Origin of the sequence: Cryobacterium sp. TMT1-3, assembly GCF_004402315.1 — a bacterium.
Taxonomy (GTDB): Bacteria; Actinomycetota; Actinomycetes; order Actinomycetales; family Microbacteriaceae; genus Cryobacterium; species Cryobacterium luteum.
Genome location: NZ_SOFW01000022.1, coordinates 19,383 through 33,539, shown reverse-complemented (window position 1 = coordinate 33,539; position 14,157 = coordinate 19,383). Strand labels below are relative to the sequence as shown.

Below are 14,157 nucleotides of genomic sequence, written 5' to 3'. Positions count from 1 at the left end.
GTCGCGCGGCCTGCTCAACCGGCTGGGCAGCTGCGCTTTTGTGCGCCGTCTGCAGCCTTGCCTTGGCCGATTAGCGGATCCCTCGCTTTCTGGGAGAATTGATGCAACATGACTTCACGCATCCCTACCGTCGACACGCGCGCGAGCTACACCCCCATCGCGCCGTTGACGATCGGCCCGCTCACCCTCGACGTTCCCGTGGTGCTTGCGCCGATGGCCGGTATAACCAACACCGCCTTCCGTCGACTGTGCCGCGAATACGGTGCCGGACTGTTCGTGAGCGAAATGATCACCTCCCGGGCGCTCGTGGAGCGCAACACCGAGACGATGCGGCTGATCACCCACCATGAGAGCGAAACCACCCGGTCCATTCAGCTCTACGGTGTCGACCCGAAGACGGTCTCCGAAGCCGTCACGATGCTCGTGGCCGAGGATCGCGCCGACCACATTGATCTCAATTTCGGCTGCCCGGTGCCCAAGGTCACCCGCAAGGGCGGGGGAGCGGCCTTGCCCTGGAAGATCGGCCTGTTCCGGCAGATCGTCGAAGCCGCCGTCACCGCGGCCGGGGCGGTTCCGCTCACCGTGAAAATGCGCAAGGGCATCGACGCCGACCACCTCACCTATCTCGAAGCCGGCAAGGCGGCTGCCGGAGCCGGCGTCGCATCCATTGCCCTGCACGGTCGCACGGCCGCCGAGTTCTACTCCGGCCACGCCGACTGGTCCGCCATCGAAAAACTCAAGAACGCGATCAGCGACGTGCCGGTGCTCGGCAACGGCGACATCTGGTCAGCCAGCGACGCCCTGCGCATGGTGCGAGAGACCGGCTGCGACGGTGTGGTGGTCGGGCGCGGGTGCCTCGGCCGTCCGTGGCTGTTCGGCGACCTCGCCGCGGCGTTCCGGGGGCAACAGCAGAAGGCGGAGCCGGGCCTCGGCCTGGTCATCAATGCGTTCCGCCGGCACGCCGAACTGCTCACCGAATACTTCGACAGCGAAGACCGGGCCTGCCGGGACATCCGCAAGCATGTCGCCTGGTATTTCAAGGGCTACCCGGTGGGCGGTGACCTGCGCGCGAGCCTGGCCATGGTGCAGTCCCTGGCCCAGCTCGACGACCTGCTCGGCACCCTCGATGCCTCGCTGCCCTACCCGGGTGCCGACGTCGAAGGGCCGCGCGGCCGCGCTGGAACTCCGAAGAAGCCGTCGCTGCCCGAGCACTGGCTCGAGTCGCAGCAACTCATCGACGCGCAACGACTGAATTTGACCGAGGGCGAAGGGGACACCAGCGGTGGCTAACAAGACCGGATACAGCGAGACCGATGAGGCCCGCTGGTTTCCCGAAGAGCACTACTCTCGGCGCAGCGACTTCGCCCGCGACCGAGCGCGGCTATTGCACTCGAGCGCCCTGCGACGCCTCGCGGCGAAAACCCAGGTGCTCAGCCCGACGGCGGGGCTCGACTTCGCCCGCAACCGACTGACCCACTCGCTCGAAGTGGCCCAGGTCGGGCGGGAGATCGCCTCGCGCCTCAATGTCGACCCTGACATCGTCGACACCGCCTGCCTGGCGCACGACATCGGGCATCCGCCGTTCGGTCACAACGGGGAAAAGGCGCTCAGCCTGTGGTCAGCGGACATCGGCGGGTTCGAAGGCAACGCCCAGACTCTGCGCCTACTCACCCGGCTCGAGCCCAAGGTGTTCGGGCCAGACGGTCACAGCTATGGCCTCAACCTCACCCGGGCGAGCCTCGACGCGAGCTGCAAGTACCCCTGGCCGGAAGGCTCCTCGGTCTACGACCCGAGTGGGCGGGCCAAGTTCGGCTTCTACCAGGACGACATCGCCGCGTTCGAGTGGCTCCGGGATGGGGCTCCCGATCGTCAGCTCTGCATCGAAGCTCAGGTGATGGACCTCTCCGACGACATCGCCTACAGCGTGCACGACTTCGAAGACGCCATCGTCAACGGTTACGTCGACGTGGCTGCCCTGAGCAGCCGCGCCAACCACGACGAACTCCTCGCCACCATGTCTGAGTGGATCGGTGACGCGACGAGCGCCGACGACCTCGCCACCGCATTCAACAGGCTCGACTCCCTCGATGTCTGGATGGACTCCTGGACCGCAGGGCGCCGCGACCAGGGCCACCTCAAGAATCTCACGAGTCAGCTCATCGGCCGGTTCAGCGGTGCCGCCGTGCACGCCACCAAGGAGGCGCACCCCGGCGCGAACATGCTGCGTTTCGGGGCCAATGTGATCGTGCCGCGCGAGATACAGGCCGAAATCTCGGTACTCAAGGGCATCGTTGCCGCCTTCGTGATGACCCGCAACACCCGCAAGCCCATCTACGTGCAACAGCGACAGGTGCTCACCCTGCTCGCCGAAACCCTGCACCAGTCCGGCGACGAACACCTCGACCCCGGCTTTCGCGAAGACTGGCACGCCGCCGCCGACGATGCCGGCCGCAAGCGCGTCATCGTGGACCAGGTCGCGAGCCTCACCGACCAGTCAGCGCTGGCCTGGTACGAGCGCCTGGTGCAGGGCTAGCCTCCCGCCCCACTCACGCCCGATATGTCCGGGCCCGGGCCCGGCACCACCTGACCAGAACCTGTCAGACCGAGAAGATAGAATTCGACTATGGCTGGACTGATTCGACAAAGTGACATCGAAGAGGTCAAGGCCCGCACCAACATCGCCGACATCATCGGTGACTACGTCACCCTGAAGTCCGCCGGCGTCGGTTCGATGAAGGGCCTCTGCCCCTTTCACGACGAACGCAGCCCCAGCTTTCACGTGCGCCCGCAGGTGGGTTTCTACCACTGCTTCGGCTGCGGCGAAAGCGGCGACGTCTACTCCTTTCTACAAAAGATGGACCACGTCAGTTTCAGCGAAGCCGTGGAACGCCTCGCCGGCCGGGTCGGCGTCGACCTGCACTACGAAGATGGCTCGGGCGCCGCCCCCGACCACGGCAACCGCACCCGTCTACTCGCCGCCATTCAGGCAGCCTCCGACTTCTTCATCGACCAGCTCGGCAGCGCCGGCGCCGAAGTCGGCCGGGCATTCCTCGGCCAGCGTGGCTTCGATGCCGCGGCCGCGACACGCTTCGGGGTCGGCTTCGCACCCAAGAGTTGGGACGAACTCACCAACCACCTGCGCGCTAAAGGATTCACCACCGAAGAGCTGACCCTGTCCGGTCTGGTCTCCAGCGGCGACCGGGGAATCTACGACCGGTTCCGCGGCCGTCTGGTTTGGCCCATTCGTGACATCACCGGCCAGACCATCGGTTTCGGCGCGCGCAAGCTGCTCGACGACGACAAAGGGCCCAAATATCTGAACACCCCTGAATCGCCGGTTTACCACAAGGCCCAGGTGCTCTACGGGCTCGACCTCGCCAAACGCGACATCTCGCGCAGCCATCAGGTGGTCGTGGTCGAGGGGTATACCGACGTGATGGCCTGCCACCTGGCCGGTATTACGACGGCCGTCGCCACCTGCGGAACCTCTTTCGGCGTCGACCACATCAAGGTGCTGCGCCGGGTGCTCGGTGACGATTCGGGCGTGGGCGAAGTCGTCTTCACCTTCGACCCGGATGCCGCCGGCCAGAAGGCCGCCATGCGCGCCTTCAGCGAGGAGCAACGGTTCTCCGCCCAAACCTACGTGGCCGTCGGACCGGAGGGACTCGACCCCTGCGACCTGCGCCTGCAGCGCGGCGATGACGCCGTGCGTCGGCTGGTCGATTCGAAGAAGCCCATGTTCGAGTTCATGATTCGGCAGATTCTCTCTCAGTACAACCTCGACACGGTCGAGGGTCGCACGGCCGCGCTGCGTGCCGCCGCCCCCGTCGTCGGCGAGATTCGCGATCCCGTGCTGCGGCCCGGGTACACCCGCGAACTGGCCCGCATGCTCGGCGTCGACATGGGAGAAGTCGCGAAGGCGGTCACCAACGCCCACTCCGGAGCGCGAGCCGCAGCGAGCGGCGGGCCGAACGCACCCCGCCACGGCGGTGCGGTCGAAGTGTTGCCCGAGCGCCCGTTCTCCCTGGTCGAGCTGCCGACCGACCCGGTCACCAGGCTCGAGCGGGACGGTCTCATGGCCATGCTGCAGCGGCCAGTGCTGATCGGCCGGGATATTCTCGACAGCGCGGTGCAGACGTCCTTTGCCAACACCTCGCTCGCCGTCGTGCGCGACGCGATCGCCGCGAGTCTGGCGCACTTCGAAGCACCCGACTGGCTTGATCGCGTGGTCTCCGAGGTGCCGGACACCTTCAAGAACCTCGTGCAGGAACTGGCCATGGCGAACCTGCCGGAGCGCACCGAGAAAGACGTCGCCCGCTACGTACGCGACATCACGATTGTGCTTATTGACAAAGACCTGCTGCGGCTCAAGGCCGAGTTGCTCGGCCGCCTCCAACGAGCGGATGCCTCCGAAACCGAGATGTACCGCACCCTTCAGCGCGAACTCGTGCGGGTCGAGGCCGAGCGACGTGCCCTCCGCGACGAGTGAGCCGGCCCCTGATGTCGCCTGCTGCGGCATCATCATCCGAGCGGATAATCTCAAACTGCAACACATGAGCTCGTGATTGTTGCAGATATGTAAAGAAGCTGCGGCTGACCGTGGCTATCTGCGAATTCTGTGCTAATTCTTGGCTAACAGCAATGAACAGCTGCGCCCATTCTCGGGTTCTCCTGGTCATGAGACTTCTACAGGAAGAGGACGACGGATATGACATCCGCATTCACTAACGGCAAGCGCGCTCTCGCTGCCACAGCCGGACTGGCCGCTGCGGCGCTCGTTTTGGCCGGCTGCTCGGCGGGCGACTCCTCCACCAATGCCGGAGGGACCATCACACTCGGTACGACCGACAAAGTCACCACCCTCGATCCTGCTGGTTCATATGACGCCGGCTCGTTCAACGTTCAGCTCCAGGTTTTCCCGTTCCTCATGAACACGCCGTATGGCAGCCCCGATGTCGAGCCCGATATCGCGACCAAGGCGGAGTTCACCTCGCCCACGGAATACACCGTCACCCTCAAGCCCGACCTGAAATGGGCCAACGGCAACGACCTCACGTCATCAGACGTCAAGTTCAGCTTCGATCGCCAGCTGGCGATCGCTGCGGACAATGGCCCGTCGTCCCTGCTCTACAACCTCGACAGCACCGAAGCTGTCGACGACACCACGGTCGTCTTCACGCTCAAGGCCGCAGACGATCAGATCTTCTCTCAGATCCTGTCGAGCCCCGCCGGTCCCATCGTCGACGAAGAATCCTTTTCGGCCACGGAGCTGACCCCGGATGATGACATCGTCGCGGCCAAGGCTTTCGCCGGCCAGTACGAGATCGCCAGCTATGACTTCAACAACATCATTTCCTACAAGAAGTTCGACGGCTATCAGGGGCTCTGGGGCGCCGCGAAGAACGACGGCGTGAACGTGAAGTACTTCACCGACTCCTCCAACATGAAGCTTGAGGTGCAGGAAGGCGGCATTGACGTTGCCTTGCGCAGCCTGTCAGCCACCGATATCGACGACCTGCGCGGAAACGACAACGTATCCGTTCTGGACGGTCCCGGTGGCGAGATTCGCTACATCACCTTCAACTTCAACACGATGCCGTTCGGCGCCACGACGGCGGAGGCCGACCCGGCCAAGGCCTTGGCCGTTCGTCAGGCTATCGCTGATGTCGTCGACCGCGACGAACTCGCGAACCAGGTCTACAAGGGCACCTACGCCCCGCTCTATTCCTACGTTCCGAGCGGTCTGACCGGTGCCAACGAATCTCTCAAGGGCCTCTATGGTGACGGATCGGGCGCCCCGGACCTCGACAAGGCCAAGGCCACGCTCGAGGCCGCCGGAGTTAGTATTCCGGTCGACTTCAGCCTGCAGTACAACACGGACCACTACGGTCCCGGTTCGAGCGACGAGTATGCCCTGATCAAGGACCAGCTCGACTCCTCCGGCCTGTTTAACGTCGCCTTGCAGTCCACCGAGTATGTGCAGTACGTCAAGGACCGCACCTCGGATGTCTACCCCGCGTACCAGCTCGGCTGGTTCCCGGATTACACCGACGCTGACAACTACCTGACGCCGTTCTTCCTGACCGAGAACTTCATCAAGAACCACTACAGCGATCAGGAAGTCAACGATCTGATCCTGAAGCAGGCCGTCACGGTCGACCCGGAGGCGCGCACCGCGCTCATCGGCGAGATTCAGGACAAGGTCGCGGCTGCGCTGTCGACCCTGCCGTTGCTTCAGGGGTCACAAGTTGCCGTGACCGGCACCGACGTCACCGGCGCGAAGGACACGCTCGACGAGTCGTTTAAGTTCCGCTACGGAGCTCTTTCCAAGGGCTAGGCAGTTGAGCGACTAGAGTTTTCTCTAGTTCGATCTGCGGGGGCCTCCAGCTGAATACCATGCTGGATGCCCCCGATTCTTTTGCAATCGTGAGGTAGTTATGACCACTGTGGCACTGAAGCCATCCGCCCCGACCGGCGGACGTGCTTCGAAGAAGAAATCGAGCCCAGGAGGCGGGATCGGTCGCTATCTTCTGATTCGGTTCCTGCTCATCATCCCCACGATACTCATCCTGGTCACGATGGTTTTCTGGCTCATGCGTGCAACGGGCGACCCGATCACGGCCGCGCTCGGTGGCCGTCTACCCCCTGATCAACTCGCCGAACGCATCCACGAGGCCGGCTACGATCGGCCCATTCTGGTGCAGTACGTCGAGTACCTCGGCCAGGTTTTCACGGGTAATTTCGGCACCACCATCAGTACGAACCGTCCCATGTCAGAAATCCTGCTGACTTATGGTGTGGCGACTGCCGAACTCGTTTTCTATGCACTCCTTGTCGCCTTCATCGTCGGCATCCCGCTGGGCATGGTGGCCGCCTATTGGCGCGACAAAGCACCCGACGCCGTCCTGCGCGTTGTCGCCATCCTCTTTTATGCCACCCCGGTGTTCTTCGCCGGACTTCTGCTCAAGCTGGTCTTCGCCGTCTGGCTGAAGATTCTTCCGGTGGCCGGGCGGGCCACGACAGGCTCGGAACTAGAGATGGGCTTTCTGCCCAATAAGACCGGGTTTTACACCATCGACGCCCTGCAAACCGGCGACCCCGCCATTCTCGGTGATGTACTCGCCCATGCCGTCCTCCCCGCTTTGGCCCTGGGGCTGCTGACCGCCGGAGTCTTCCTCCGGCTGGTGCGCACCAACGTCATCGGCACACTCGGCACTGATTACGTCGATGCGGCGCGGTCGCGTGGTGTGAGCGAATTCCGGCTCGTCAGCAAGCACGCCTATCGACCGGCCCTCATTCCTATCATCACCGTCATCGGGCTGCAGGTCGCCCTGCTTCTCGGCGGTGCGGTGTTGACCGAGACGACCTTCGAGTGGAAGGGCCTGGGCTTTATCCTCATCGAATTCATCAAGGCGCGGGACTTCGTGGCCGTGCAGGGCATCGTTGCGCTCCTGGCCGTGATCGTTGCCCTCTCCAACTTCATCGTGGACGTCATTGCCGCGCTCATCGACCCGAGAGTGCGGTACTGACCATGAGAACGCTCACTGACACCCCGAACGCCCACAAGTCTCCACTGTGGACTCGGCTGCCCGTCGTCCATCAACTTCGCCAAAGTGTAGGCCTGCAACGGGGCATGCTCGTGGTTGGCCTCGTGCTCACCGGAATCTTCATTCTCACCGCGATCTTTGCGCCGCTTCTCGCGCCTTACGGCTTCAGCCAGCTGCGCGACGACAATGGCCCGTTCGGTGCCCAGCAGGAGCCGGGCGGCGACCATCTGCTCGGCACCACGGTCGGAGGCTACGACGTACTGTCACGGGTCATCTGGGGCTCGCAAACCGCGATCACCGTCATGGTCGTCGCCGTCGTGCTGTCTATTTTCGCCGGTGTAGCCCTTGGCCTGGTCTCCGGCTACTTCGGCGGCTGGCTCGACCGCGTGCTCGTCGTCATCTGCGACGCCGTCTACGCCTTCCCGCCCCTGCTGCTGGCCATCGTCATGGGGATCGTCATCTCGGGCGGACGATCCAACCTGTGGGGCGGAATCCTCGCTGCTGCGATCTCCATCACGGTTGTGTTCATCCCGCAGTATTTTCGGGTGATCCGCGCGGAAACCGTGCGCATCAAGGCTGAAGCCTACGTGGAGTCGGCCCGGGTGCTCGGAGCGAGCAATGGACGCATCATGTTCAGGCACGTGCTGCGCAATGCCACGCGTACGCTGCCCCTCATCTTCACGCTCAACGCTTCGGAAGCCCTGCTGACGTTGGCCGGCCTCGGCTTCATCGGCTTCGGCATCGAACCGTCCTCGGCGGCCGAGTGGGGCTACGACCTGAACAAGTCGCTCGCCGACGTTACGAGTGGCATCTGGTGGACCAGCCTGTTCCCTGGCCTGGCCATCGTGCTCGTCGTGCTCGGCATCACCTTGGTGGGGGAGAGCCTCAACGACCTCGCCGACCCGCGGCTGCGCAGTCGCCGCGCCCCGGGCAAGACCGCACCTGCCCCGGCCACCCCGGTCGAGGTGCGCGACCCGGCCGGCCGCATCGACCCGAGTGGCATCTACGGTTCGATCAGCACTCCGCGAGTCCGCCCCGCCGGATTGGAATCCAACTCATGACCGACGTCGTACGTATCGACAACCTCAATGTCACCTTCGCCACCGACGGCGGCGCGGTCAAGGCCGTCGACGGCGTCACCCTGCGGGTGGCTCCGGGCGAGGTGCTCGCGATCGTGGGGGAGAGCGGCAGCGGCAAGACCGTCACCGCGAAGACCATCCTCGGCCTGCTGCCGGAGACGGCCACCGCCCACGGTGCCGTCATCCTGAGCAGCAAGGACGGTTCCAGCTCGAACGACGTGCTCACCGTCAGCAAGCAGAAGCTGCGCCAGCTGCGGGGAACGGATGTGTCGATGGTGTTCCAGGAGCCGTCCACAGCCCTGAACCCGGTGTTCACCGTCGGCTGGCAGATCGCCGAGGGCATCCGTGCGCACGGCGAATTCTCCGGGAAGGAAGCCCGCGCGAAGGCCATCGACATCCTCGGTCGGGTGGGTATTCCCGACCCGGAGAGCCGCGTCGACTACTACCCGCATCAGTTCTCCGGCGGTCAGAAGCAGCGCGTCGTCATCGCCATGGCCCTCGTTCTCGATCCTGGGTTGATTGTTGCCGACGAACCAACCACTGCCCTGGATGTGACCGTGCAGGCCGAGATTCTCGACCTGCTGCGGCGCTGCCGCGATGAATTCGGTACCGCGATCGTGCTGATCACCCACAATATGGGTGTCGTCGCCGACCTGGCCGACCGCGTCGTAGTGATGTACGAGGGCAAGGTCGTTGAAGAAGCTCCGGCCCAACAACTGTTCTCGAACCCCACGCACGACTACACCAAGCGACTGCTCGGTTCGGTACCGCGCGTCGGCCACGGCACGGCGCGGGCCACCGCTCGGTTGGAGGCTCGGGAGCCCGACTGGGCCGATCAGGCGCCGGTCGTCGTCGCCGACAGCCTGAAAATCCAATATCCCGGCCGGCTGGGCAAACCCGGGTTCACCGCCGTCGACGGAGTGAGTTTCCGCATCCGGCCCGGAGAGGTGCTCGGCCTCGTCGGCGAGAGCGGATCAGGCAAGACCACCATCGGTCGGGCGATGGGCGGGCTCACCCGAGTCACCGGGGGGTCCCTGACCGTGCTCGGCCATGAGATGAACGGTTTCAAGGAACGCGCCTTCAAGAAGGTGCGCAGCGACATCGGCTTCGTTTTTCAGGACCCCGCGTCGAGTTTCAACCCCCTGCTCACCATCGCCGAATGCGTCGCGGAGCCCCTCGTCGTGCACGGGCGGGCAGCGAATACCCGTTCCGCGCGCAAGCGGGTGAACGAACTGCTCGAGGCGGTGCAGTTGCCGCGGGCCTACGGCGATCGTTACCCGCACGAGCTCAGTGGTGGCCAACGCCAGCGTGCAAGTCTCGCACGTGGTCTGGCCCTGGAGCCGAGTTTGCTGATAGCGGACGAGCCGACCAGTGCGCTCGACGTGTCGGTGCAGGCCAAGGTGCTCGAGCTGTTCGCTGAGCTGCAGAAGGAGTTTGGGTTCGCGGCGCTGTTCATCAGCCACGACCTCGCCGTCGTCGATATTCTCGCCGACCGCATTGCCGTGCTGTACAAGGGACAACTGGTCGAGGAAGGCACCGGTGCCGAGGTTCTCGGTGCCCCGAAGGATGCCTACACCCAGCGGCTGCTCGCATCACTGCCGGTTCCTGACCCGGCTGTGCAGGCACTGCGGAGGGGTGAACTCCGGCTCCTTCGTGCGGCAGGATAGCCCCATGAGGCATGGCGCGGCATCCGTTCCCCCGATCACCACGAGCGATCTGACAATCGAATACCCGCCACACGGGGCGAGCCCGGCCTTTGTCGCGGTGCACGGGTTCACCCTGCGCATCGCTCCCGGAGAAGTGGTGGGGCTACTCGGCGAGAGCGGCTCGGGCAAGAGCACTCTGGCCCGGGTGCTCTCCGGTGACGCCTTTGTGAGCGACGCCACCGGCATCCGTCCCCAGATCACTGGGGGAGAGGCGACCGTGCTTGGGTACGGGCTGCGCCGCATCAGCAAGCGCACGCTGCGAGGTCTCACCTTCGGCGTCGGGCTGCTGGCCCAGGATGCCGCAGACACCCTGCCGTCGACCCTGACAGTGGCCGAAATCGTGGCCGAGCCGGTGCTCGAACGGGATCGGCGCTACAACCGGCGCGCGCTCGGTGCCCGAGTGGCCACCATGATCGATGCGGTGCGCCTCCCGTTGGCCGTTCTCGGTCAGTACCCCTACGAGCTCTCCAGCGGCCAGCGGCAGCGTGTCGCGCTGGCCCAGGCGCTCGTGCTGGGGCCGACCCTGCTGATCGCAGACGAGCCCACAGCGGGCGTTGACGTGCTGGTGCGTGACGCCGTGATCGACCTGATCAGCGAGCTTCAGCAGCACAGATCGTTCTCGGCCCTCGTGATCAGCAGTGATCTGGCCGTCCTGCAGCGGGTCGCCAACCGCATCGGCGTCATGCACCAGGGCGTGCTGGTCGGCCTCGGTCGCATCGACGAGGTGTTTCGGGACCCCTGGCATCCCTACGTGCGGGGTCTCGCCGCCGCCCTGCAGCCCGACAGCGATGTGCCGAACGTCGATGACGCCCGGGGCGGTGCCGTTGGTGAACTGGGCGATGAAACGGATGTTGCGGCCGGCAGCTAGGCGGGTCGCGACCGCAGCATCCGCCGTGAAAGGCGACCGGCCGACACGCCCGACCGGCCGAGTGCACCCGAGACTGCTCATGTGTTGCTCCCGGCCCACTTTGCGGGGCTGCGCCGCCGGTGAAGCGATTAAACCGGGCCGTTGGAGCCGATCAGAACCCGTCATGGTTTTGGACAGGCGGGAAACCTTGGTAAAGTAGCAACGCTGTTCACAGCATTCCTCGATAGCTCAATTGGCAGAGCAGCGCACTGTTAATGCGCAGGTTCTTGGTTCGAGTCCAAGTCGGGGAGCGAAAGGCCACTCAGGGCTCCACCCCGGGTGGCCTTTTTTGTCGGTTCGTTTCGCTCCGACGAAAAAGTTCCTTCCCAATTCGTATGGCTTCGGCTCAAGAAACGGTGGACAGCGTGGATTTCTCGCAACTTCTGGTACCGGCACTGGGCGTGCTCTCCGGGGCGCTCCTCGTGCTCTGGACCATCTCGCTGCTGAGGTCGCGGCGGGTCATCTTCGACCGCAATGCCGCCGAACGCGTGCGCATCGAACTCGAACTTTCCCTCGCCGAGCAGCAGGGGCGCCTCGCCATCATCCGCGAACTGCAGGACGGTGCCGTGCTCACCATCGCCCGCCTCATCACCCGGGCCGAGGGCGCCCGCTACACCGCCGAGAGCGACCCCTCGACGGCCGTGCGCGCCGCCACCGCCCTCGCTGACGACGGCCGGGCGGCACTCGCCGATATGCGCCGCGTGCTGACCATCGTGCGCGAGGGTGAAAACGTCGGAGCGCTGCAGCCCGGCCCGCGATCGACCCGCGATCTATTCCGCGTGATGCGCGACGCCGGTCTGGTGGTGAGCTTCATCGAGTCGGGGGAACGATTCGCGCTCAAGGCTGGTGCCGAGCTCGCCATCTTCCGCATCCTGCAGAGTGCGCTCTCCAATGCCCTCAAGCACGGCGGCGTCGGCACGGAAGCGCGGGTGTCGTTCACCTGGACCAGAGACGGCCTGCAGCTGCTCGTCGACGATGACGGTATCCGTGCCGCCGCGCGTCGGGATGGGAAGGAGACCGGCGAACAGGTCGCCCGCACTCCGTACACGATCGAGGACGACCTCAAGGCCCTGAGCGAGAGTATCGCCGGCCCCGGCATCACGCAGATGCGTGAGCGCGCCCAGCTGTTCGGCGGCGTGTTCAACGCCGGAACGGTTCCCGGACTGGGCTTCTCGGTGTCAGCCGTATTTCCGTCGCTGCGCTTTCACAACGGCGTGCACGGCGTCGACCTGTCCCGGTGACCTCGGCGCCCGTCACCGAGACCGCCTCCCACCCGCTCGACGAGACGCACCAGCAACGCCTGGCCCTTCGGGAGGGTCTGGCCGTTGGACTGGCCACCGCTGCATACGGGGTGTCGTTCGGTGCGCTGTCGGTTGCGGCCGGACTCGACATCTGGCAGACCAGCTTCATCAGCATCGTCATGTTCTCCGGCGGTTCCCAATTCGCCCTCATCGGCGTGCTCGCTGCCGGCGGGGTCGGGGCCGGCCCGGCGGCGATTGCGAGCGCGGCCCTGCTCGGGGTGCGGAATGGCATCTACGGCATGCGCACCGCCCCAATCGTCGGCAGCGGGCTCTGGAAGCGGCTCGCCGCCGGGTGGATCACCATCGATGAATCGACAGCGGTCGCCCTCGCCCAGCCGACGGCCAGCAGCCGGCGCGTCGGATTCTGGGTCACCGGCCTGGCCGTCTTCATCGGCTGGAACGCGACCACCCTGCTCGGCGCGCTGATCGGTGACGCACTCGGCGATACCAGGGCCTACGGACTCGACGCAGCAGCGGCAGCGGCCTTCGTTGGCCTGCTCTGGCCTCGCCTCAAGCGGATGCAGGCCGTCGCGGTCGCCGTTGCGGCCGCCGTCGTCGCCGCCACGCTCACCCCGGTGCTCATGCCGGGGCTGCCCGTGCTGGTCGCAGCGCTCGTGGCGGTCGTGGTCGGCGTATTCAACTGGCTGGGCGGGCCGGCGCTGCCGGGTGCGGCATCCGCTCGAAAGGGCCTGCGCTCGTGACTCTGTGGCAGATCATCATTGCGGCGTCGATCGCGGTGCTCGCGCTCAAACTGGCCGGCTACCTCGTGCCGCCCGCGGTGCTGGCGAAACCTACACCGTCTCGTATCGCCGACCTTCTGACCGTGGCCCTGCTGGCGGCGCTCATTGCGGTGCAGACGCTCGGCAGCGGGCAAGCGCTCGCCCTGGATGCCCGCATTCCGGCCGTCATCGTGGCGGCCGGCCTGTTTGCGATCAAAACGCCGTTCATCGTCGTGGTGATCGTTGCGGCGCTCGTCGCCGCCGGTCTGCGCGCCCTCACCTGACGCAAATCAGCCCTCAAGATTATCGACGCCCGGCGTCCAGCTCAGGCCGGGAACGCCCCAACTCTTCTTGCGCTCGATCTTGGCGGCCATTTTCGAGTAGACGTGCTCGAGGCGATCAACGTACAGCGTGCCGTCGAGGTGATCGTATTCGTGCTGAAAGATGCGGGCGAGCCAGCCATCCGCTCGAATCTCAAACGGATGCTGCTCGGCGTCGACGGCACGCAGAATGGCTGACTGGGCTCGTTTCAGCGGAAAACGCTCGCCCGGAAAGGACAGACACCCTTCGTCTTCGTCGACATCGTCGTCGTCGACGGGCTCGGCAGAGATCGGCGTGATCCACAGTTCCGGGTTGATCGCGACTCCGCGCCAGGTCACGTCGTCATCGTCCTGATAGCTGTACGTGAAGAGGCGCAGGCCCACTCCCACCTGCGTGGCGGCGAGACCGACGCCCGGCGCAGCATCCATCGTCTCGAACATGTCTTGCACCAATTCGCGCAAATCGTCGTCGAAGTCGACGACGATTGCGGCGGGGGAGTGAAGAACGGGGTCACCTGAAATAACTATCGCGCGTACGGCCATTTCTCCAGAATATCGGCAAGCTTGTCGATAAGGTC

At 65.1% G+C, this 14,157-nt stretch carries 12 protein-coding genes and 1 tRNA gene; 12 read left to right on the top strand and 1 reads right to left on the bottom strand.

Annotation, left to right across the window (positions count from 1 at the left end; genetic code table 11):
* Positions 1-108: 108 nt before the first annotated feature.
* The 12 genes from dusB (at position 109) to E3O25_RS07305 (ending at position 13,543) form a co-directional block, all read left to right on the top strand.
* Positions 109-1,290 (top strand): tRNA dihydrouridine synthase DusB, encoded by a 1,182-nt coding sequence (dusB, locus tag E3O25_RS07360; RefSeq protein ID WP_134360844.1) that lies wholly within the window; start codon positions 109-111, stop codon positions 1,288-1,290.
* Positions 1,283-2,533 (top strand): deoxyguanosinetriphosphate triphosphohydrolase, encoded by a 1,251-nt coding sequence (locus E3O25_RS07355; RefSeq protein ID WP_092112404.1) that lies wholly within the window; start codon positions 1,283-1,285, stop codon positions 2,531-2,533. Before dusB ends, E3O25_RS07355 begins: the two co-directional genes overlap by 8 nt.
* A gap of 90 nt (positions 2,534-2,623) precedes the next feature.
* Positions 2,624-4,489: a DNA primase gene (dnaG, locus tag E3O25_RS07350; protein ID WP_134360843.1), complete on the top strand. Its 1,866-nt coding sequence runs from the start codon at positions 2,624-2,626 to the stop codon at positions 4,487-4,489.
* Between the two features lie 219 nt (positions 4,490-4,708).
* Complete coding sequence (locus E3O25_RS07345; protein WP_134360842.1) at positions 4,709-6,337, top strand: ABC transporter substrate-binding protein; 1,629 nt, start codon at positions 4,709-4,711, stop codon at positions 6,335-6,337.
* 100 nt (positions 6,338-6,437) lie between these two features.
* Positions 6,438-7,529 carry an ABC transporter permease gene (locus E3O25_RS07340; RefSeq protein WP_134360841.1) on the top strand — a complete coding sequence of 364 codons (1,092 nt, stop codon included), beginning with the start codon at positions 6,438-6,440 and terminating at the stop codon, positions 7,527-7,529.
* Between the two features lie 2 nt (positions 7,530-7,531).
* Positions 7,532-8,608: an ABC transporter permease gene (locus E3O25_RS07335; RefSeq protein ID WP_134360840.1), complete on the top strand. Its 1,077-nt coding sequence runs from the start codon at positions 7,532-7,534 to the stop codon at positions 8,606-8,608.
* On the top strand, positions 8,605-10,293 hold the full coding sequence (locus tag E3O25_RS07330; RefSeq protein WP_134360839.1) for an ABC transporter ATP-binding protein: 1,689 nt from the start codon (positions 8,605-8,607) through the stop codon (positions 10,291-10,293). The genes E3O25_RS07335 and E3O25_RS07330 overlap by 4 nt, the downstream gene beginning before the upstream one ends.
* A 4-nt stretch (positions 10,294-10,297) precedes the next feature.
* Positions 10,298-11,200, top strand: coding sequence for an ATP-binding cassette domain-containing protein (locus E3O25_RS07325; protein WP_092112595.1), 903 nt, complete (start codon positions 10,298-10,300; stop codon positions 11,198-11,200).
* 217 nt (positions 11,201-11,417) lie between these two features.
* Positions 11,418-11,490 (top strand) — tRNA-Asn (locus E3O25_RS07320).
* An 84-nt stretch (positions 11,491-11,574) separates the two neighbouring features.
* Complete coding sequence (locus E3O25_RS07315; RefSeq protein WP_166805996.1) at positions 11,575-12,480, top strand: sensor histidine kinase; 906 nt, start codon at positions 11,575-11,577, stop codon at positions 12,478-12,480.
* Positions 12,477-13,241 (top strand): AzlC family ABC transporter permease, encoded by a 765-nt coding sequence (locus E3O25_RS07310; protein ID WP_134360838.1) that lies wholly within the window; start codon positions 12,477-12,479, stop codon positions 13,239-13,241. The genes E3O25_RS07315 and E3O25_RS07310 overlap by 4 nt, the downstream gene beginning before the upstream one ends.
* Positions 13,238-13,543 carry an AzlD domain-containing protein gene (locus E3O25_RS07305; protein WP_092112589.1) on the top strand — a complete coding sequence of 102 codons (306 nt, stop codon included), beginning with the start codon at positions 13,238-13,240 and terminating at the stop codon, positions 13,541-13,543. Before E3O25_RS07310 ends, E3O25_RS07305 begins: the two co-directional genes overlap by 4 nt.
* Positions 13,544-13,549: 6 nt before the next feature.
* On the opposite strand, the gene def is transcribed toward E3O25_RS07305, so the two are convergent.
* A complete protein-coding gene (gene def, locus E3O25_RS07300; protein ID WP_092112587.1) occupies positions 13,550-14,122 on the bottom strand; it encodes a peptide deformylase in 573 nt (190 codons plus the stop codon).
* Between the last annotated feature and the right edge of the window lie 35 nt (positions 14,123-14,157).

Excerpts from the sequence above, each read along its gene's own strand:
- dusB (WP_134360844.1), top strand. The coding sequence starts at position 109 with ATGACTTCACGCATCCCTACCGTCGACACGCGCGCGAGCTACACCCCC.
- dnaG (WP_134360843.1), top strand. The coding sequence starts at position 2,624 with ATGGCTGGACTGATTCGACAAAGTGACATCGAAGAGGTCAAGGCCCGC.
- E3O25_RS07345 (WP_134360842.1), top strand. The coding sequence starts at position 4,709 with ATGACATCCGCATTCACTAACGGCAAGCGCGCTCTCGCTGCCACAGCC.
- E3O25_RS07340 (WP_134360841.1), top strand. The coding sequence starts at position 6,438 with ATGACCACTGTGGCACTGAAGCCATCCGCCCCGACCGGCGGACGTGCT.
- E3O25_RS07335 (WP_134360840.1), top strand. The coding sequence starts at position 7,532 with ATGAGAACGCTCACTGACACCCCGAACGCCCACAAGTCTCCACTGTGG.
- E3O25_RS07330 (WP_134360839.1), top strand. The coding sequence starts at position 8,605 with ATGACCGACGTCGTACGTATCGACAACCTCAATGTCACCTTCGCCACC.
- E3O25_RS07325 (WP_092112595.1), top strand. The coding sequence starts at position 10,298 with ATGAGGCATGGCGCGGCATCCGTTCCCCCGATCACCACGAGCGATCTG.
- E3O25_RS07315 (WP_166805996.1), top strand. The coding sequence starts at position 11,575 with ATGGCTTCGGCTCAAGAAACGGTGGACAGCGTGGATTTCTCGCAACTT.
- def (WP_092112587.1), bottom strand. The coding sequence starts at position 14,122 with ATGGCCGTACGCGCGATAGTTATTTCAGGTGACCCCGTTCTTCACTCC.